The 19,454-nt window shown below is 63.1% G+C and carries 20 protein-coding genes; 10 read left to right on the forward strand and 10 right to left on the reverse strand.

Translation table 11 applies throughout. The features are described 5' to 3' along the window. Window positions 1–357 precede the first annotated feature (357 nt). A complete protein-coding gene (pobA, locus tag SxD43FB_RS14240) occupies window positions 358–1,527 on the reverse strand; it encodes a 4-hydroxybenzoate 3-monooxygenase (protein ID WP_096062765.1) in 1,170 nt (389 codons plus the stop codon). 235 nt (window positions 1,528–1,762) lie between these two features. Between pobA and SxD43FB_RS14245 the strand changes: the two genes are divergently transcribed. From SxD43FB_RS14245 to SxD43FB_RS14255, 3 genes are read left to right on the forward strand one after another with little or no spacing between them, the layout of a single operon-like run. Beyond that, the gene (locus SxD43FB_RS14245; RefSeq protein WP_096062842.1) at window positions 1,763–3,055 is read left to right on the forward strand and encodes an MFS transporter; all 1,293 of its coding nucleotides are present in this window, start codon (window positions 1,763–1,765) and stop codon (window positions 3,053–3,055) included. A 3-nt stretch (window positions 3,056–3,058) separates the two neighbouring features. Then, window positions 3,059–3,931, forward strand: coding sequence for a helix-turn-helix domain-containing protein (locus SxD43FB_RS14250; protein ID WP_096062766.1), 873 nt, complete (start codon window positions 3,059–3,061; stop codon window positions 3,929–3,931). A gap of 31 nt (window positions 3,932–3,962) precedes the next feature. Next, window positions 3,963–4,190, forward strand: coding sequence for a hypothetical protein (locus SxD43FB_RS14255; protein WP_096062767.1), 228 nt, complete (start codon window positions 3,963–3,965; stop codon window positions 4,188–4,190). A 63-nt stretch (window positions 4,191–4,253) separates the two neighbouring features. On the opposite strand, the gene SxD43FB_RS14260 is transcribed toward SxD43FB_RS14255, so the two are convergent. From SxD43FB_RS14260 to SxD43FB_RS14285, 6 genes are all read right to left on the reverse strand, one after another. Beyond that, the gene (locus tag SxD43FB_RS14260) at window positions 4,254–5,192 is read right to left on the reverse strand and encodes a Gfo/Idh/MocA family oxidoreductase (RefSeq protein ID WP_096062768.1); all 939 of its coding nucleotides are present in this window, start codon (window positions 5,190–5,192) and stop codon (window positions 4,254–4,256) included. Window positions 5,193–5,296: 104 nt separating this feature from the next. Further along, window positions 5,297–6,193, reverse strand: coding sequence for a class III extradiol dioxygenase subunit beta (locus SxD43FB_RS14265; RefSeq protein ID WP_096062769.1), 897 nt, complete (start codon window positions 6,191–6,193; stop codon window positions 5,297–5,299). Between the two features lies 1 nt (window position 6,194). Then, window positions 6,195–6,647: a protocatechuate 4,5-dioxygenase subunit alpha gene (gene ligA / locus SxD43FB_RS14270; protein ID WP_043153533.1), complete on the reverse strand. Its 453-nt coding sequence runs from the start codon at window positions 6,645–6,647 to the stop codon at window positions 6,195–6,197. Continuing rightward, window positions 6,644–7,666, reverse strand: a complete 1,023-nt coding sequence (locus tag SxD43FB_RS14275) for an amidohydrolase family protein (RefSeq protein WP_096062770.1) — start codon at window positions 7,664–7,666, stop codon at window positions 6,644–6,646. Before SxD43FB_RS14275 ends, ligA begins: the two co-directional genes overlap by 4 nt. Window positions 7,667–7,755: 89 nt before the next feature. After that, complete coding sequence (locus tag SxD43FB_RS14280) at window positions 7,756–8,703, reverse strand: NAD(P)-dependent oxidoreductase (RefSeq protein WP_096062771.1); 948 nt, start codon at window positions 8,701–8,703, stop codon at window positions 7,756–7,758. Window positions 8,704–8,767: 64 nt separating this feature from the next. Continuing rightward, window positions 8,768–9,919: a LysR family transcriptional regulator gene (locus tag SxD43FB_RS14285; RefSeq protein ID WP_096062772.1), complete on the reverse strand. Its 1,152-nt coding sequence runs from the start codon at window positions 9,917–9,919 to the stop codon at window positions 8,768–8,770. Window positions 9,920–10,025: 106 nt separating this feature from the next. On the opposite strand from SxD43FB_RS14285, the gene ligK reads away from it, so the two are divergent. From ligK to SxD43FB_RS14300, 3 genes are read left to right on the forward strand one after another with little or no spacing between them, the layout of a single operon-like run. Next, window positions 10,026–10,700, forward strand: coding sequence for a 4-carboxy-4-hydroxy-2-oxoadipate aldolase/oxaloacetate decarboxylase (gene ligK, locus SxD43FB_RS14290; protein WP_096062773.1), 675 nt, complete (start codon window positions 10,026–10,028; stop codon window positions 10,698–10,700). Continuing rightward, a complete protein-coding gene (locus SxD43FB_RS14295; protein WP_096062774.1) occupies window positions 10,693–11,757 on the forward strand; it encodes a 4-oxalomesaconate tautomerase in 1,065 nt (354 codons plus the stop codon). The genes ligK and SxD43FB_RS14295 overlap by 8 nt, the downstream gene beginning before the upstream one ends. Then, window positions 11,754–12,647: an amidohydrolase family protein gene (locus SxD43FB_RS14300; RefSeq protein WP_096062775.1), complete on the forward strand. Its 894-nt coding sequence runs from the start codon at window positions 11,754–11,756 to the stop codon at window positions 12,645–12,647. Before SxD43FB_RS14295 ends, SxD43FB_RS14300 begins: the two co-directional genes overlap by 4 nt. Window positions 12,648–12,659: 12 nt before the next feature. Here SxD43FB_RS14300 and SxD43FB_RS14305 read toward each other — a convergent pair whose 3' ends face one another. Continuing rightward, a complete protein-coding gene (locus SxD43FB_RS14305) occupies window positions 12,660–14,123 on the reverse strand; it encodes a carboxylesterase family protein (RefSeq protein ID WP_096062776.1) in 1,464 nt (487 codons plus the stop codon). A gap of 194 nt (window positions 14,124–14,317) precedes the next feature. Here SxD43FB_RS14305 and SxD43FB_RS14310 point away from each other — a divergent pair, with 194 nt between their 5' ends. The 4 genes from SxD43FB_RS14310 to SxD43FB_RS14325 all read left to right on the forward strand — a co-directional run bounded on the left by SxD43FB_RS14310 (window position 14,318) and on the right by SxD43FB_RS14325 (window position 17,260). After that, entirely contained in the window at window positions 14,318–14,821 is a 504-nt protein-coding gene (locus SxD43FB_RS14310) for a nuclear transport factor 2 family protein (protein ID WP_096062777.1), read from the forward strand. A gap of 117 nt (window positions 14,822–14,938) precedes the next feature. Further along, window positions 14,939–15,691 (forward strand): SDR family NAD(P)-dependent oxidoreductase, encoded by a 753-nt coding sequence (locus SxD43FB_RS14315; RefSeq protein ID WP_096062778.1) that lies wholly within the window; start codon window positions 14,939–14,941, stop codon window positions 15,689–15,691. 67 nt (window positions 15,692–15,758) lie between these two features. Continuing rightward, window positions 15,759–16,334 carry a TetR/AcrR family transcriptional regulator gene (locus SxD43FB_RS14320; RefSeq protein ID WP_096062843.1) on the forward strand — a complete coding sequence of 192 codons (576 nt, stop codon included), beginning with the start codon at window positions 15,759–15,761 and terminating at the stop codon, window positions 16,332–16,334. An 80-nt stretch (window positions 16,335–16,414) separates the two neighbouring features. Then, the gene (locus SxD43FB_RS14325) at window positions 16,415–17,260 is read left to right on the forward strand and encodes a TauD/TfdA family dioxygenase (RefSeq protein WP_096062779.1); all 846 of its coding nucleotides are present in this window, start codon (window positions 16,415–16,417) and stop codon (window positions 17,258–17,260) included. Window positions 17,261–17,336: 76 nt separating this feature from the next. Here SxD43FB_RS14325 and SxD43FB_RS14330 read toward each other — a convergent pair whose 3' ends face one another. After that, a complete protein-coding gene (locus SxD43FB_RS14330) occupies window positions 17,337–18,668 on the reverse strand; it encodes an aromatic ring-hydroxylating dioxygenase subunit alpha (RefSeq protein WP_255245737.1) in 1,332 nt (443 codons plus the stop codon). 18 nt (window positions 18,669–18,686) lie between these two features. Next, window positions 18,687–19,454 (reverse strand): enoyl-CoA hydratase-related protein, encoded by a 768-nt coding sequence (locus SxD43FB_RS14335; protein WP_096062781.1) that lies wholly within the window; start codon window positions 19,452–19,454, stop codon window positions 18,687–18,689.

The raw sequence follows: 19,454 nt of genomic DNA on the forward strand, positions 1-19,454 counted from the left end.
TTCATCTAAACCAACAATGTCAAAGAACCCGCCAAACTAAAATCCGGACAGCAAACCCCACCTGATCCTTACGGTCCAGGTGAACCAGCGTCCCGCCATAGTGGCAACCTTCCAGAGCGCTTCCATACAGCAGCGCCCCGTCCGGTGAACACGCCTCTAAGCAGACCAACTGAGTCGGTCAACAGGAAAAAACCACCGCTTTGGCAATTTTTCGCAAAAGCGGTCATCGGCATGTCGCAAAACCCCGATAACAGCTGAGGGTTTCGGGGCTCGACCACCCAATCGCGTCAGCACCCACTCTCCTCTCTTACGCGGGCCCTAACAGGCTTTCATGCTGCACACCGTTGCGAATCACCGCTACAGCGGCAAGCCGACATAATTTTCTGCGATCGTCGTCTGCGCCGCATGGGATGAGGCAATATAGTCGAGTTCAGCCACCTGCATCCGCCGGTCGAACGCATCGCCATCCGGGAAGCGATGCATCAGCTTTGTGAGTTGCCAGGAAAAGCGTTCCGATTTCCACACCCGTGCCAGCGCCTTGTCCGAATAGCCTGCCACCGCATCGGCATCGCCCCGCTTGAAATAGCCGATCAGCGCTTCCGACAGATAATGGACGTCGGACGCCGCCAGGTTCAGCCCCTTGGCACCGGTCGGCGGTACGATATGGGCGCTGTCCCCAGCCAGCATCAACCGCCCATGGCGCATCGGTTCGAACACGAAGGAGCGCAGCGGGGCGATCGACTTTTCGAGCGCGGGGCCGCGAGTCATGTTCGCGGCTGCCTCCGGGCCCAACCGCGTCGCCAACTCGTCCCACAGCCGATCGTCAGGCCACTCTTCGATCTTCTCGTCGAGCGGCACCTGGATATAATAGCGGCTGCGGCTTTCCGACCGCATCGAGGCCAGGGCAAAGCCACGGTCATGGTTGGCGTAGATCAGCTCATGATGACATGGTGGCACGTCCGCCAATATGCCGAGCCAGCCAAAGGGGTAGACCTTTTCATAGGCCTTAGCCACTGAGGCGGGTACCGCCTTGCGCGACGGCCCGTGAAAACCATCGCAGCCACAGAGGAATTGCGCATCGATCCGGTGAGTCATGCCATCCTTGCTATAGGTGACATAGGGCGCATCGCTGTCGATAGCGTGCAGCGCCACATCGCCCGCCTCATAGATGATCTCCAGCCCGCGATCGGGCGCGGCCTCCATCAGGTCGCGGGTCACTTCGGTCTGGCCATAGACCATGACCTTCTTGCCGGTCAGCGCCTCGATATCGATACGGATCAGCCGTTCGCCGTCCGCAAGGTGGAAGCCGTCATGCGGCAACCCTTCGGCATGCATCCGCGCGCCCAGCCCAAGCCGATCCATCAGGTCCGTGGTCGTCCGCTCCAGCACGCCTGCCCGAATCCGGCCCAGCACATAATCAGGCGCCGCGCGCTCGACGACGACAACCTCTATGCCTTCGGCCCGCAGCAAATGGCCCAGCAACAGGCCCGCAGGCCCGGCTCCGATAATGGCGACCTGTGTCTTCATCTCATCTCTCCCATAAGGCGACTTTGACCCAGACATGCGGCCTCAGGCGATCGAGCGACAGAGGGAGAGCAACCGATTATTTGGATGATCCACCGGAAATGGGTTCTCAGACGATGCCATGCTTGACCGGTCAAACCTATTGTCGCATGCCACATCGACGCAAAAGAAGATGGACGATCCGGCCGATAGGCGCCTGTCGCATACCGGTTCGAACCGTCAGGAGCAGGAGTATCCCATGACCGACATCAGACGCCAGTTGGACGAAGCGCCGATGGGCCGGTTGCAGATCACCGCCATCGCGCTCTGCGTGCTGCTCAATGCGCTCGACGGGTTCGATGTTCTGGCGATCAGTTTCGCGTCTCCCGGCATCGCCAAGGAATGGGGCGTCGATCGCGCCGCGCTGGGGTTTGTGCTGTCGATGGAATTGATCGGCATGGCCGTGGGGTCGGTATTGCTCGGCAATGTCGCCGATCGCATCGGCCGCCGACCCACGATCATCGGGTGCCTGATCGTCATGGCGGGCGGGATGGGCGCAGCCACGATCGCCTGGGACGTTACCTCCCTTTCCCTTATCCGCCTGATAACCGGCCTCGGTATCGGCGGGATGCTCGCCTGCACCAACGCCGTGGTCGCCGAACTCGCCAATGCGCGCGCGCGCAGCCTGGCGGTCGCGATCATGGCGGCGGGCTATCCGGTCGGCGCCATACTGGGTGGTTCGGTCGCTTCCTATCTGCTGATCGCGGGCGATTGGCGCGACATCTTTCTGTTCGGAGGGATCGTCACCGCCCTGTTCCTGCCGCTGTCGCTGTGGCTGTTGCCCGAATCGATCGGTTTCCTGGTCCAGAAGCGACCGCAAGGCGCACTGTTGAAGATCAATCGCCTGCTCGCCCGCATGGGCCATACCCCTGCCACCGCGCTACCGCCGCTGGACGCGGCCGCGCCCAAACCCTCCTTTGCCGCGCTGTTCGCCCCCGGCCTGGCCCGCACCACCATCCTGCTGACACTGGCCTATTTCTGCCACATCATGACTTTCTACTTCATCCTGAAATGGGTGCCCAAGATCGTCGTCGACATGGGCTATCTTCCGTCCAGCGCAGGTAGCGTGCTGGTCTGGGCCAATGTCGGCGGGCTAGTGGGGGCGTTACTGCTCAGCGTCCTAAGCTGGCGCATCGCTGTCCGCCCTCTGGTCATCATTACCATGGTTGCATCGACCATCATGGTCACGTTGTTCGGCCAGGAACAGACGACACTGGCTGGCCTCAGCTTGATTGCGGCATCCGCCGGCTTCTTCACGAACGCTGCGGTCGTGGGCCTATACGCGCTGATCGCCCAGTCCTTTCCGACCGCCGTGCGCGCCGGGGGGACCGGCATCGTCATCGGCGTCGGTCGGGGCGGCGCAGCGTTGGGGCCGATATTGGCCGGCTTTCTGTTCAGCCTCGATTTCACACTGCCACTCGTCGCCATCGTCATGGCGTCGGGATCGTTGCTGGGCGCGGGATTGCTGCTGGCGCTGCGCCATCGCCGATAGGCCATGACCGCTTCACCCGTCCCCAGCTTCTATCTTTACGGCGAGCCGCAGCGCAGCGTTGCGGAGGGGTTCGTCCATGTCGAAAGTCTGGACGACCGGTCGCGGCCCAGCGAATGGACGATCCGCCCCCATGTCCATCGCGACCTCAATCATATCATCCTGATCGCGGAAGGGGGCGGCGCGATGCAGGCGGAGGAGGCTGCGGTCCGCTTCGACGCCCCCTGCCTTTTGCTGATCCCGGCGGGCATCGTCCATGGTTTTAGCTGGGCCAGCGAATCGCGCGGGGCGGTCGTCACCATCGCCGACAGCTATCTGCGCCACCTCGTCCTGCGCGATGCGGATCTCGTTCCTCTCTTCGCCCACCCCCAAGCCGTCGCGCTCCCCCGATCGGACCGCGCCGCCGCCGAAGACGCCATCACCCGCATGGATCAGGAGTTAAGCTGGGCCGGACCAGGCCAGCGCGCTGCGGTCGAATCCGCCTTGCTGCATCTCATGGTGCTGGCCTTGCGCCATGCTGCCTTGAGCCAGCAGGCGCAGCCCGGCACGCCGCGCCAGGCCGCATTGGTCGCGCGCCTGCGGGAACGGATCGACCAGCGCTTCCGCCTGCGCGAGCCGGTATCCGCCCATGCCCGCGCGCTCGGCGTCAGCCTCACGGCCCTGCGCCAGGCGTGCGCCCGCGTGGCGAACAGTTCGCCCGCGCAGATGCTCGACGACCGCGCATTATTGGAGGCGCGCCGGATGCTGCTTTATTCCCAGCTGTCGGTCACCGACATCGCCTATGCCGTCGGCTTCGAAGACCCCGCCTATTTTTCGCGCTTCTTTACCCGCCATGTCGGCCAGCCGCCGCGCAGCTGGCGCGCCGCGCGCGAGAGTTGACGCACCGGCCCGCACCTTTAAGGGTTGGCGCATGACGGCCGACAAGCTCATCGACCTGCTCGTCGCCCGACTGGTTCGCGACCACGGCAGCAGCAAGCATCACTGGCGCCGGGTGATCGGCCCGCTGCGCCTCTACAGCCGCGCCACACACCCCCATTGCAACTGGAACGCGACACCGACCGGCACGATTGCGGATGTCGCGCTGATCGAAAATATGCTCGACGATCTGCGCATGGCGCATCCGCTGCTGACGGCCTGACGCAAAAGGGCGCAGCCGGTTGCCCCGACTGCGCCCTTTCGTGCGACCCCGAAGGGATGTCGATCAGACCAGCTGTTGTTCCAATTCGCCTAGCACGCGATAGCAGTCGAAGACCTTCGCGACGCTCGAATTGGGCTCGCGACCTTCGCGGATCGCGCCGATAAATTCGCGGTCCTGCAATTCGATGCCGTTCATCGACACGTCCACCTTCGACACGTCGATCGGCTCTTCCTTGCCGTTCACCAGATCGTCGTAGCGCGCGATGTAGGTGCCCGTGTCGCCGATATAGCGGAAGAAGGTGCCCAGCGGCCCGTCATTGTTGAACGACAGCGACAAGGTGCAGATCGCCCCACTCTCGCTCTTCAACTGGATCGACATGTCCATGGCGATCCCTAATTCGGGATGGATCGGCCCCTGCATAGCATGGGCCGACACGATCTTGCCCGCCTGATAGGCGAACAGGTCGACCGTATGCGCGGCATGGTGCCACAGAAGATGGTCGGTCCAACTCCGCGCTTCGCCCTTTGCATTGATATTCTTGCGGCGGAAGAAATAGGTCTGCACATCCATCTGTTGAATGTTCAGATCGCCGCCGGTGATCAGATTATGGACATATTGGTGGCTGGGGTTGAACCGTCGCGTATGCCCGACCATGCAGACAAGGCCCGTTTCCTGTTGCTTGGCTAGCACCGCCTGCGCATCGGCCCAGCTATCCGCTAACGGGATTTCGACCTGCACATGCTTGCCCGCGTCCATGCAGGCGATGGCTTGCGCCGCGTGCATTTGCGTCGGCGTACACAGGATCACCGCATCGACATCATCGCGCGCCAGCGTCTCGGCCAGTTCGGTGGTCGCATGGCCGATGCCATATTTATCGGCAATCGCCTGGGTCGCATCCAGCCGACGACCGACCAGCGATGTCACCGTCACGCCGTCGATATTCTTGAGGCCATCCAGATGCTTTTCGCCAAAGGCACCCGCGCCAGCCAAAGCAATACGCATAATAATCTCCGTACCAATCAAAAAGCCCTCCCCTTCAGGGGAGGGGTTGGGGTGGGGCCGTGAGGCAGGCGCTGCGCCTGATCTCATGCGCCCACCCCGCCGATTTACTCCGCCGCGATCGCCGTAACCGTATCGCTTCCGGTCATGTCCAGCCCTTCGCCATTGTCCGGGCGCAGCACCAGATGGCCGATCGCGGTGTTGGAGCAAGGCAAATGATAATGGCGGTGCAGCGCGCGGGTCTTCTTCCCCAGCGCGCCGCGCATCACCAGCCACATCACCATCTCGATGCCTTCGCTGCCGGTTTCGCGCAGATATTCGATATGCGGAATCCGACGCAGATGATCGCTGTCACCGATCAGCCCGTCCAGGAATTTATTGTCCCATTCCTTGTTGATCAGGCCCGCGCGCGGCCCCTGCAACTGGTGGCTCATGCCGCCCGTACCCCAGATCTGCACGTTCAGATCTTCGGGGAAACTCTCGACCGCTTTACGCACCGCCTCGCCCAGCGCCCAGCAGCGGTTGCCCGATGGCGGCGGATAGGTAACGACGTTGACGGCCAGCGGCACGACCTTGCACGGCCAGGCGTCGGGCTTGCCGAACATCATGGAAAGCGGCACGGTCAGGCCATGGTCGACATCCATCTCGTTGATGATGGTCATGTCAAACTCGTCCAGCACCAGGCTCTGCGCGATATGCCAGGCGAGGTCGGGATGCCCCTCCACGTCCGGCACGGCGCGCGGTCCCCAGCCTTCATTGGCCGACTTGTAGCGTTCGCCACAGCCGATCGCGAAGGTCGGGATGATCTTCATGTCGAAGGCGGACGCATGGTCGTTATAAACGAGGATGATGACATCGGGCTTTTCGGCCTTCTCCCATTCGCGCGTCCAGTCATAGCCCGCGAAAATGGGGCCGAAATACTCGTCCCGATCCTTGTTGAAGTCCGACGCCACGCCCAGCAGCGGCACATGGCTCGACGCCACACCAGCAGTAATTCGCGCCATATCAGCGATCCTCATTCTTGGCCGCAGCCGCAGCTTCATTGGCCCTGATCGACCGCACGCCTTCGGGCGAACGGCCACCGTTCATCATCATCTCGCGATATTGCGGGAATTCCATGTCCGTCATCGTGCTGACCGCTTCGGCGAACGGAATGCCGTCGGTCGAAAACAGCTTCGCCAGAAAATAGACATTGCCGCCCAGGTCGAGGCAGCGATTATAGTCGCGCGCCAGCATCGCTTCCTTCTGGTCCTGCGTCAGCGGCCATTCGTCCATATAGGCGCGCTCGTCGGCCTTGAACCGGGTGCGGTTCTCATCCTTCATCAGGCTCATCGCAAACTGGTTCATATGATAGCCCTGCCGCGCCCGCTTGGCGGTAAAGACACGGGTGCCGGGGATATCTTCCATCTCGGCCAGATATTCATGGATATCCTGGTGCTTGGGATCTTCTGTTATCATAGTCCCTTCTCCTTCAACTGGGCATCAAGGCGCGGGAACACCCGGCGGGCATTGCCCTCGAAAATCGCGACGCGCTCGGCCTCGCTTATCTCCAGCGCATCGACATAGCGTTTGGTGTCATCGAAATAATGGCCGGTAGTCGGATCGATGCCGCGCACCGCGCCGACCATTTCCGACCCGAACAGGATATTCTTGTTGTCGATCACATCGGCGAGCAGATCGACGCCGGGCTGGTGATAGACGCAGGTGTCGAAAAAGATGTTGTTCATCAAATGCGTCGACAGGTCCGGCTTCTTGAGCATGTCGGCAAGGCCGCGATAGCGCCCCCAATGATAGGGCACCGCGCCGCCGCCATGCGGAATGATGAAGCGCAGGGTCGGGAAATCCTTGAACAGATCGCCTTCCAGCAACTGCATGAAGGCGATGGTATCAGCGGCAATATAATAGCCGCCGGTGGCGTGCATCGCCGGGTTGCAGCTGCCCGACACATGGATCATCGCCGGAACGTCCAGCTCGACCATTTTTTCGTAGAAGGGATACCAATAGCGATCGGTCAGCGGCGGATGGGTGAAATGCCCGCCACCCGGATCGGGATTGAGGTTGCAACCGATGAAGCTCATCTCGACGCACCGTTCCAGCTCGGCGATGCTGTTGGACATGTCCGCCTTGGGCGATTGCGGCAACATGCATACGCCGACGAAGGTTTCGGGGAACATCGCCACCACCCGCGCGATCAGGTCGTTGCAGCGCATCGCCCATTCCTTGGCCATCGCCTCGTCGCCGACATGCGGCGCCATGGCCGACGCGCGCGGCGAAAAAATCGTCAGGTCCGCGCCGCGCTCCTTGATCAGGCGCAGCTGGTTCGCCTCGATCGTTTCGCGAATTTCCGCATCGCTGATGTCGGGATAGGGCGGACAGGCCGTGCCCGCCTTGAACGCAGCCTTCTGCTCTTCGCGCCAGGCGTCATGCCCCTTCGGCAACACCGTATAATGGCCATGGCAATCGATAATCAGGCTCATCGCGTCTCTTTCCTCAACCCTTATTCCGTCACCCCAGCGCAAGCTGGGGTCTCAGGCGACAGCGCACCACGCCCGCCCCAAAATCCCCGTCATTCCCGCGAAGGCGGGAATCCATCTCCCAGCAGTTCCTCTTGTCGCGAGGTGGCGAGATGAATTTCCGACTGCGCGGGAATGACCTTGGAAGAAACCACGCCAATCTTCGCGCCCAACCCCTCCGGCGGCATCTTGACCCCCAGCGCCCCGATCGCCCGCTGCCGCGCGACCGTACCGCGCGTCATCGCGGCCCCCGTGCCAAGCCCATCGAGCGTCTTGACCACTTCCTCCATCTCTGCCGCGCGGCGCAGGCCATGCACCAGCATCCGGTCGAGATTATAGTCGGCCCGCTCCGTCCAAGGCTTGGCCTTCTCGCTCGCGTCGAGCGACGCCAGCACCTCGTCCAGCACATCGGCTGCCTCGGCCGCCAGCACGCATTCGGCGGTCAGCGCTTCCATCCCCTTGACCATGACGGAGCGGATCATCTTGATCGATGACGCCCGCCCGACATCGGCACCCACGATGCGGGTCTTGGCAAAGCCCAGCGCCGCCAGCCGCGCCTGCGCGTCTTCGGCACGGCCACCGCTCAACAACAGGGGGACATTCAACCGCGCCGGATCGACCGGGGCCATCACGGCAACATCGACATAATGCGCGCCCGCCGCCTCGATCGCGCGCGCCGCCGCCAGCTTGGTCTGCGGCGCAACGCTGTTCATGTCGCAATAGAGCGCGCCCGGCGCTATCATCGCCGCCGCTGCCTCGGCCACCGCCAGCGCTTGGTCCGCCGTCACCAGCGACAGGATCAAGCCGACGCCATCCAGCGCATCTTCCAGAAAGCGCGCGGGCAACACGCCCGCCTGCCTATAGGCCGCCAGCATGGCGTCGCGCGTGGCCGCCGCATCGGTCTTGGCATCATAGACATGGGCGGCCGCAGCCCAATCCCCCGCCAGCGCAAAGGTGGACCCTGCCTCGCCAAACCCGATAAGACCGACTTCCTGCTCCATGGGAAAGGGCATGCCGGATTGTATCCCACCCGGCCAATCATATCCGGGGGCGTCTCATAAGATTTTACGAATTCATGGTTGCGACCGCCTGTTCGATTGCCGCCATGAACTGTTGCTGCAACCGGGTCGGTCGCCAATCGGCGCGACTGGTGACGCCGATGGTGCGGCTGATCTCGCCGGGCGCCGGACCGATATCGGCCAGCATCCCGCTGTCTAGTTCGACCCGCAACTGATCGATCGACAGCAAAGTCAGATAATCGCCGCTCACCAGCAATTGCCGCACCGTCATCACAGAGCCGCACTCGATCGGCACGGCAGGCAGGTCGCCGCCCAGCGCCGCGAACATCGCCTGCCATAGCTGGCGCAGCGGCGTGCCCTCGGGCGGCAATATCCAGGGAAAGCGCCGCAGATCATCGCCATTCCAGCCCTGCTCCAGCACATGCCCTGCCCGCGCGAAAATGGTCGGCCGATCCTCGAACAAGGGTTGCTGCACCAGATCCAGCCCGATGGTCGCATCGCGCAATGCGCCTACCATCATGTCGATCTCGCCATCGCGCAACGGGCCCACCAGTTCGGCATGCGACCCTTCGACCACGGAAATATCGACCTGCGGAAAGCCCCGGCGAAAGCTGGTGATCGCCAGCGGCAGCAGCCGCGCGCGGCTGAGCGGCATGGCCCCCACTAAAATCCGCCCGCTATCTTCCCCCATCAGTTCAGCAATCTCTTCCAGGCCCTGCCGCAGTTCAGCGAGCGCCAGCCGCAATCGGCGCGCCAGCGTCACGCCCGCGCGGGTGAGCATCAGCCCCCTCCCCCGCCGCTCAGCCAGCCGCACCCCCAGCGCCAGCGCCAGATCGCCGACCGCGCGGTGCAGCGAAGGCTCCGCCACTCCAGCCTGCACCGCCGCCGCCGCATAGCTGCCACTCCGCGCCAGCGCGACGAAGGCCCGGATTTGCGCGGCCGTCACCCGGCTGCTGCCGATCAACCGCAACGCCACATCGACGCGCGGCTTGAAACGTAGCGCGACCGGCGTCGGCACCATCCCGCCGGGTCGCCGCTCGAACAAAGCCGCGCCCAGTTGCGCCTCCAGCTTGGCGATGCCCTGGGTCACCGCAGGCTGAGTCAGGTTCACCGCCCGCGCCGCCAGGCTGACGCTACCCTGCTCCACCACGGCGGCCATTGCGGCAAGATGCCGGATATTGAACTGATCGACCTGCATTTTTGACAATTAGCAAAATTTTATGCAGCCGCGCCAGAACGGATTTGAGCATGGCGCCACTATTGTCCATGTCGCTGTCTGGTTTAGGAAAGAGGAGCAAGCGCCCATGTCCGGCATCGTCGTCCAGAATATCGAACGGGCGGACCTTTCCGTCATCGACGGTCTCGCCCAGTGCGGCGTCGCCACCGTCCATGAAGCGCAGGGCCGCACCGGCCTGCTCGCCCCGCACATGCGCCCCATCTATCCGGGTGCCCGGATCGCGGGCAGCGCCGTCACCATCTCCGCCCCTCCCGGCGACAATTGGATGGTCCATGTCGCGATCGAACAGCTCAAGGAAGGCGACATTCTGGTTCTCGCGCCGACCAGCCCCTGCACCGACGGCTATTTCGGCGACCTGCTCGCCACATCGGCCCAGGCGCGCGGCTGCCGCGGCCTGATCATCGATGCGGGGGTCCGCGACCTGCGCGACTTGAAGCAGATGAATTTCCCGGTCTGGTCAAAAGCGGTCCACGCCCAGGGCACGATCAAGGGCACGCTGGGGTCGGTCAATGTCCCGATCGTCTGCGCCAATGCGCTGGTCAACGCGGGCGACGTGATCATCGCTGATGATGACGGCGTGTGCGTCGTGCCGCGCGCCGACGCGGTTGCCGTGCTGGAAAAGGCACGGGCGCGCGAAGCCGCCGAAGAAGCGAAGCGCGTCCGCCTCGCCGCAGGCGAACTCGGCCTCGACATTTATAATATGCGCCCCCGCCTCGAAGAAATGGGTCTTAAATATGTCTGAGCCCCTTGGCTCCGCCAAGGTGATGTGGATGCGCGGCGGCACGTCGAAGGGCGGCTATTTCCTGGCAGACGACCTCCCCACCGACACCGCGGCCCGCGACGCCTTCCTGCTGCGCGCCATGGGATCGCCCGACCCGCGCCAGATCGACGGCATGGGCGGCGCCGACCCGCTGACCAGCAAGGTCGCAGTGGTAAAGAAGTCAGAGCGTGAAGGCATCGATATCGATTATCTCTTCCTGCAGGTCTTCGTCGACCAGGCGATCGTCAGCGACGCGCAGAATTGTGGCAATATCCTCGCTGGGATCGGCCCCTTCGCGATCGAGCGCGGCCTCGTCGCCGCGCAGCCAGACGAAACGCGGGTCGCCATCTTCATGGAAAATACCGGCCAGATCGCCATCGCCACGGTCCAGACGCCCGGCGGCATCGTCCGCTATGATGGCGATGCTCGCATCGACGGCGTGCCCGGTAGTTCCGCCCCCATCCCGCTGGAGTTTCGCGATACCGCTGGCTCCTCCTGCGGCGCGCTGCTCCCAACCGGCAATGCCTATGACGAAGTCGAGGGCGTCCGCGTCACCCTGATCGACAATGGCATGCCTTGCGTCGTGATGCAGGCGCGCGACGTCGGCGTTACCGGCTATGAAGATCGCGATACGCTGGACAAGGACAGCGACTTGAAGGCCCGGATCGAAAAGATCCGCCTCGCCGTCGGCGAACGCATGAACCTGGGCGACGTCACGGAAAAGTCGGTGCCCAAGATGATGCTGGTCGCCCCGCCCCGCAATGGTGGCGCGGTCACGGTCCGCAGCTTCATCCCCCATCGCGCGCATGCGTCGATCGGCGTGCTGGGCGCGGTCAGCGTCGCGACGGCCTGCCTGATCGAAGGGTCACCGGCGGCCGAGGTGGCAAATATCCCCGATGGTTCGCGCAAGACGCTGTCGGTGGAACATCCCACCGGCGAAACCACCTGCGTCATGGAATTGGACGGGAGCGGCACGGTCACCAGCGCCGCCATGCTGCGCACAGCCCGCAAGCTGATGGATGGAGAGATTTTCGCATGAGCGCCGCAACGTCCGATCGCGTCATTTCCTGGCACGGCAACCCGTCCAAACCGATTTACACCCCGCCCCCCGGGGCGATCGACGCGCACTGCCATGTGTTCGGGCCGATGGCGGACTTCCCGTTCAGCGCGAAGGCGAAATATCTGCCGGAAGATGCCGGGCCGGATATGCTGTTCGCCCTGCGCGACCATCTCGGCTTTGCCCGCAACGTCATCGTCCAGGCCAGCTGCCACGGCACCGACAATAGCGCGACGCTAGACGCCATCGCCAAGTCGAATGGCAAAGCACGGGGCGTCGCTGTCGTTGATCCGGCGATCTCGGAGGCTGACCTCCTGGCCCTCCATGACGGCGGCATCCGGGGCATTCGCTTCAATTTCCTCAAGCGCCTGGTCGACGACGCACCCAAGGACAAGTTTCTGGAAGTCGCTAGCCGCCTGCCTGCCGGCTGGCATGTCGTCATCTATTTCGAGGCGGATATCCTCGAAGAATTGCGCCCCTTCATGGACGCCATCCCCGTGCCCCTCGTGATCGACCATATGGGCCGCCCCGACGTGACCCAGGGACCGGACGGCGCGGATATGAAGGCCTTTCGCGCCTTTCTCGATTCCCGCGACGACATTTGGTTCAAGGCCACCTGTCCCGACCGCCTCGATCCGAATGGCGACCCATGGAACGCCTTTGCCGATGCGGTCGCGCCGCTCGTCGTCGATTATCAAGACCGCGTGCTGTGGGGCACCGACTGGCCGCACCCCAATATGCAGGATGCGATCCCCGACGACGGCCATCTGGTGGACATGATCCCGCGCATCGCGCCAACCGCAGAGTTGCAGCGCAAATTGCTGATCGACAATCCGATGCACCTCTACTGGCCGGAGGAAAATGTCGCCTGACGGACTATGGCGTCAGGCGACCAGCCCGACGCCCACGTCCTGCCCCGCCCATGCGCGCCAGCGATCCGCATCGGGCCGGGCTTCGACCCGATCGACCAGGTTGAATATCTTTACCTGACCCTGGGCGGCATCATAGGCGGGCCAATCCTCCTCCGGCCCACCATGCCGCACGAAATGGGCAATATGCCGCGTCATCCTTTGGCCCAAGGCGGCACGCTGCCCGGTCATCCGTCCCCCCCGCGCCAGCGCAGCGCGCAACCCGTGCATCGGCCATGTCAGCGTGAGGTCCAGCCCATGGGTCGCCCCGGCGATAGGGTGCGCATAATCGAAGCGGTAGAACCAGGTCGGGCTGTGCGCGGCATGGCGATCAGCGAAATGACGGGTCGGCATGACGAACGTCAGGTCACTGGCCAGCGCCCGCCGCCCCGCCTTGGTGCGCGGATATGTCGCCAATATCGCCTGCGCTTGCTCCACCCCCAATTGCCCGCGCAACAGCGTTTCCAGCGCGGACCAACTGGTTGGCAGAATATCGCCGGGCATCAACTCGAACAATCGCACCTCATCGCGCGTCGCTCCCGCAAGCAACGGCACTGGCGCGGCCTGTGCCTCCTGAATGGCCGCGAGCGTCCCCGGCACCAGATCGCCGTCCAGCCAGGGCGATGCGGGAATAGTCCCCGGATTGGCCGCGCCGACAGCCGCCTGCGCCTCAAAGAGGGCGTGCAAATTCAACGCCTGCAGTGCCCCAAGGTCGCGTCCGCCTGCACCCAGTGCCGCGGCATATTGGCGGCCGATGGCCTCGCTCTTCGCCTGACTATGGATCAGGCTGACGGCACCGCTCTGCATGATCGCCTGCTGAAACAGTGGCCGCGCTGCCGGGATGTGCAGCAGCAGCGAGACAGACATTGACCCGGCGGATTGCCCGCCGATCGTCACCCGATCAGGATCACCCCCGAAGGCGGCGATGTTGGTCCGCACCCATGTCAGCGCGAAAATCTGGTCGCGCAGGCCGAGGTTGGAGGGAATATCTGCGCTCTTCAGCGTCGCCCCAAGATTTACGAAACCCAATACACCGACGCGATAATTGATCGTGACGACGATGATCCGTCCATCGCGTGCGAGTTGGGAGCCGTCATAGCTGTTGCCGCTGCCCGCAACGAAAGCCCCGCCGTGAATCCAGACATAGACGGGCAGACGTTCATCTTCGCCCAGATCGTCCGGCGCGTAGATATTGACGGTAAGACAATCTTCGGAAAAATCCGGCTGGGCGATCCGCGCGCGCTTTGCCGCGTTGCCATACATTTGCGGGCATTGCGGACCCGGTACGGTCGCATCGCGCACGTCGGCCCATGTCGGGGCTGCGACAGGCGCGGTAAAGCGGGCGGCTTGCGCATAGGGTATGCCCAGCCAGCGCCGTGCACCTTGGGCGCTTGACCCGCGAACGAGACCAGACTGCGTAGCGACGACCTGATTGTTCATGGCACTCCCCTCTCCTGCGGCGACGTCGCACCGCATCACGCCTATCGCACCATCATCGCCCGCCCAACACGCTTTTGTTCATGCAGCGGATCGCCGTACCGATATCGGGCTGGTCGGACGTCACGCAGATCCAAGAAGGCTGACGAACGCCCGGATTTGCAGCTAGCCTCGCCCAAAATCACAGGAGAGACGATATGGAAGCGCTTGCAGAACTGGTCGCCAAGGAAGAGATACGACAGCTGGCGCAGCTTTATTCGCGTGGCGTCGATCGCAAGGATCTCGCGCTGCTCCGCACGCTCTACACGGACGATGCGATCGACAATCACGGCCCTTATTCGAGCGGCCCGGTCACGAACTACTACGCCTTTCTCGAACGGTCGCTGCCCCACATGCATATCGGCAGTCACCATATCTGCAATCATCTGGTCAGCGTCGATGGCGACACGGCGCAAGGTGAAGTCTACGCCATCGCCTGGCACCTGATCCCCGATAGCAAAGGCGGCCTCGCGCATGACGTCCAGAGCGTCCGCTATGTGGATAATTATCGCAAGGAAAACGGCCGCTGGCTGTTCGCGCGGCGCGACGTCCAGTTCGACATGAAGATGCTGCTTCCGGCCGCCGATCATGGCGCAAAGCCTGATCCCACCCAGGACGCGACCTATGCCGTGCTGCCTGCGGCGCTGTTTGCGCGGTATTGACCCTGCGCCGCCGGTTCGCCGAGGCGATCAAAGCGGGCCTTGCTTGACAGGGTCGGCAGCGATGTTGATCACCCGTTCAAACGACGAAATGGTCGGCATGGCAGGAAGGATTTTTCGATGACACGCTCTCTCAATGGCAAGGTCGCGGTGGTGACGGGCGCGGGGTCGGGCATCGGGCGGGCCATCGCCATCCGCCTAGCCGAAGACACGGCGAAGATCGCCATCTGGGACATCAATGCCGAGGGTGCCGCCGAAACCGCGCAGATGATCGAGGATGCCGGTGGCACCGCCATTGCCATCGCCGCCGACTGTTCGGACAAGGCCGCCATCCACGCAGCGGCGGCGGACACCCGCGCCACGCTCGGCCCCGTGGCCATCCTGGTCAACAATGCCGGCATCGCGCCCTTTACCCCGTTCATGGAGATTGACGATGATCTGTTCGACAAGGTCATCCACATCAACCTGCGCGGACCATATCTGCTGACCAAGGAAGTCTTGCCCGACATGCTCGCCGCCCAATGGGGCCGTGTGATCAACATCACTTCCTCCTCGGTTCAGTCCGGCTCCTTTGCCCAGGGCCATTATGTCTCGTCCAAGGGCGGATTGATGGGCATGACCAAGGCGCTGGCACTGGAATTCGCTGCCAGCGGCGTGACGTTCAACATGGTGCCGCCCGGCTTCATCGACACGCCCATGCTGCGCGCGGCGCCGATCGACGTCGATGCCTTTGCCCAGACCCTGCCGATGAAGCGGGTGGGCAAGCCGGAGGATATTGCCGCCGCCTGCGCCTATCTGGCGTCGGAGGAGGCCAGCTACATTACCGGCCAGACGATCAGCACCAATGGCGGCCGCTATATGGGATCGCATTAAGCCCGAACAGAAGAGCGCCGTGCCCCAAGCGCCTTGCGCACGCGTCATCGGCTCTTATGCTGGCACCATGGTCCAGAAACGTCGCATTGGAGCCGAAAGCTCCGAAACCCGCGCCCGCATTGTTGACGCTGCCGAACAGGTGATCCGCGATGAAGGCTATGCCGCCGCCAGTTCGCGGCGCGTTGCCCTGCGCGCGGAATTGCCGCCATCGCTGGTGCATTATTATTTCCCCACCACCGATGACCTGCTGCTCTCTGTATTCCGGCGCGGCGCGCAGCAAAGTGATGCGATGATCGACCAGGCGCTGGCCAGCGACGATCCGGTGCGTGCGCTGTGGCGTTTCTTTACCGATACCAGCCGCACCGCGCTGGCGATGGAATTTGTCGCGCTGGCCAATCATCGCAAGGCAATCCGCGCAGAAATCACGCGCCACAGCGAAGCGATGCGCGCACGCCAGACCGCCTGTCTCGATCGGCTGCTCGGTCCGAAACTGGCCGAGCAAGGCATGACCGCTGCGGCCATGAGTGTGCTGCTCGCGAGTGCAGGACGGGCGTTGGTCATGGAAAAGGGTCTGGACGTCAGCGCCGGGCATGACGATGCGCGGCACGCGGTCGAACGCTGGCTGGATAAGCTCCTCGCCTAAAAAATGAGACATGTTGACTTTTTTTCGACCCCATGCTGAACATGTGTTCAAGACATAGGGAAGACTGAGGAGAGTCGGACATGGCAAGCACCGCAATCACGCGCATGGCGCATGAAGAGATCAAGCCGAACATCGGTAGCCGCATCCTGAACAGCAAGGCGGAATTGCTGGCGGGCGATCTGGGACCGCAGCTGCGCGAGTTGCTGGAACAGCGCGGCGTGCTGGTGTTTCCCAAGATCGATTTCGACGATGACGAGCAGATCGCCTTCACCAAGACGCTCGGCACATTCGCGCCCGAAATGCAGGACGGCACCAACCACAAGATTCACAAGATCACGCTCGACGTGAAGGAAAACCCGCAGAGCGCCGAATATCTCAAAGGCTCGCTCTACTGGCATATCGACGGCACGATGAACGACACGCCGATCCTGGCGTCGCTGCTGTCGTGCAAGGTCAAGGCGCCCTGGGGCGGCAATACCGGCTTCTGCAACACCTACGCCGCCTATGAAGCGCTGAGCGACGAGCAGAAAGCGGAATATGAGAAGCTGCGCGTGATCCATTCGGTGTGGGCGACGGTCTTCTATTATGAACCGGAACCCAGCCTCGCCAAGATTGAAGGGATGCAGCGGATCGGTGAGAATGAACTGCCGCTGGTGTGGAACCACAAATCTGGCCGCAAGTCGCTGGTCCTTGGCTGCACCGCGCATCGTGTCAAAGACGTGACCCCCATGGAAAGTGCGAAAATTCTGGTTGGCTTGCGCGAATGGGCAACGCAGGAAGAATTCAGCTACAGCCATGAATGGAGCGTCGGCGATCTGGTGATCTGGGACAATACCGGCACCATGCACCGCGCCGAGGCCTATGATCCCGCTTCCAACCGCATGATGCACCGCACCAAGTTGCAGGGCGAAGAACCGTTCGAATAAAACGGCTTGAGCGTCGGCAAGTTAGAAGCCCGTCACCAGATATGGCGGCGGGCTTTTCAATAGGTATCTCAGATATTTAGTCGATCGACTTTGGTGCGCCTGTTCCCATGTAGCGCGCCAGATTCTGGTGCAGGCTGGCGACCGAGCGCTCCATATAGGGATTGGGCTGGGTGCCGCGGAAGCCGACATTCTTCATGCCCTGCTGGACGGCGGCCATGTTGGTGAAATCCTGTTGTAGGACCGACGGCCATTCCTCCGGTTTGGTATATTCCCAGTCGGTCGCGGGCGCTTCGCCGTCGGGGAAGAGTTCGTAGACTGCTGCCTCGAAAATACATTTGTCCGGGTCGCCCTGATAGGGACGGGCCGAATAGCAGAGCATGTTGTTGACGGCGTGGCCGATCTGGAAATTGGGGAAGATTTGCCAAGCGGTGCCGCTTTTTGCGGTATGGGATGGGTGGACCACCGGCCAGATGACGCCGCGCTTGGCGTCGTCGGCGCGGGCACTGGCTAGCCAGTGCTGGAGCACCTGGGCCGCGGGGGTGCCTTCGGGCAATTCTTCCTTCAGTCGCTGCGCCGCGTTGACCAGCGTCATGGTCGTATTGGTGTTGGCATTTTCCCAGGTGAAGAGCTGCATCTCCGCCGTCGAGAGGCGCGGGTCTTCGCCCGATCCGACACGCAACTTGGCCTGGTTCTCGCCCATATTCTTGGGCGCGTCATAGCCGATATTGCTGTGCAGGCCATGTTGGCGCGCCCAGCCGCGGAACTCGCCGAAAGCGTTGAATTCGGGGTGGGTGGTCTGGACATGATAGGTTTCGCTGAAGGCTTCGAGCGCGACTTTCCAGTTGCAGTCGAAGATGATCCATTTGCGCCAGCGATAGCGCATATTCTGGAGGCCGAAGGGATCGAGCATGCCCGGCACGACGCCCAGATAGTCGGTCAGCGACTCCCCGTCGGGATCAAGGCTGATCCATGCCCAGCCGCCCCATGTGTCGACCCGCACCTTGCCCAGCGCGGTGCGTTCCGCGGTCAGCTTGCCCTGCCAATCGTCCCGATGGTTGACGAAGGTGCATTGCCCCTGTCGATCGAAGGTCCAGCCGTGGAAGCCGCAGATGATGCTCGTCCGGTTACCGCGTGCGTTGCGAGCCCCCGTCGGCGTGTCGATCAGGCGGCGGCCACGATGGGGGCAGACATTGTGGAAGGCACGCAGTTCGTCGGGGCCAGTCCGCATGACGATGACCGAGTCTTCAAGGATATCGTAGGTCACGAAATCGCCGATATTGGGAATGTCCTCCAGCCGGGCGGCCTGCAGCCAGACCTTGCGCCACAACCGGTCCTGTTCGGCGCGCGCATAATCGGGCGATATATAGGCATCGACCGGGACGGTGACCGGCTGTGTCAGATCTGTCATGGCATCCTCGCTTGTCATCTATCGGCCCTGCCACCGGGGCGGGCGTTTTTCCGCGAAGGCGCGCGGACCTTCCTGTGCGTCTTCGCTCTGGTAGGTGTATTCCGACGCGGCACGGGCGGCCTGGAGCGCAGCGGAGCGGCCCATCTCGGTCGCCAGCATCACCGTGTCGCGGCCCGCTTTCACCGACAAAGGCGCGCCGTCCAATATCTCGGTGGCGAGCGCGATGGCGGCGTCCAGCAGCGCTTCGGGTTCGGCCAGGCGATTGACGAGGCCGATCTCATAAGCACGCTGCGCAGTGATCGGCTTTCCGGTCAGGATGATCTCCATCATGATCCGCTGCGGGATCATGTGGATGAGCGGTGAGGCCCAGGGGGACGAGCGGCCGACCTTGACCTCAGTGATGGCAAAGCGCGCGGTGCTGCTGGCGACGCACAGGTCGCAGGCCTGCGCGATCATCCAGCCGCCCGCGAACGCGACGCCGTTGACGGCGGCGATCGTGGGCTTGCTCAGTTCGATCGTATCATAGGGCAGCGGGAACATGGCGCGCGGCGGGACAGTCATGCCGGTTTCGACCATTTCCTTGAGGTCGCCACCCGCGCAGAAGGCCTTGTCGCCCGATCCTGTCAGGATGGCGACGCGCAGCGCCGGGTCCGTTTCGAACCTCTCCCATGCCGCCCGCAAGCCTTCGCGCACTTCGCGGCTGAGGCAGTTGCGCTGGTCGGGGCGGTTGATCGTCAGGACGGCAATGCCATCGGCGCGGGCGTCGAAGAGGACGGCGTCGGTCAT

The organism is Sphingobium sp. D43FB, from assembly GCF_002312805.1.
Lineage (GTDB): Bacteria > Pseudomonadota > Alphaproteobacteria > Sphingomonadales > Sphingomonadaceae > Sphingobium.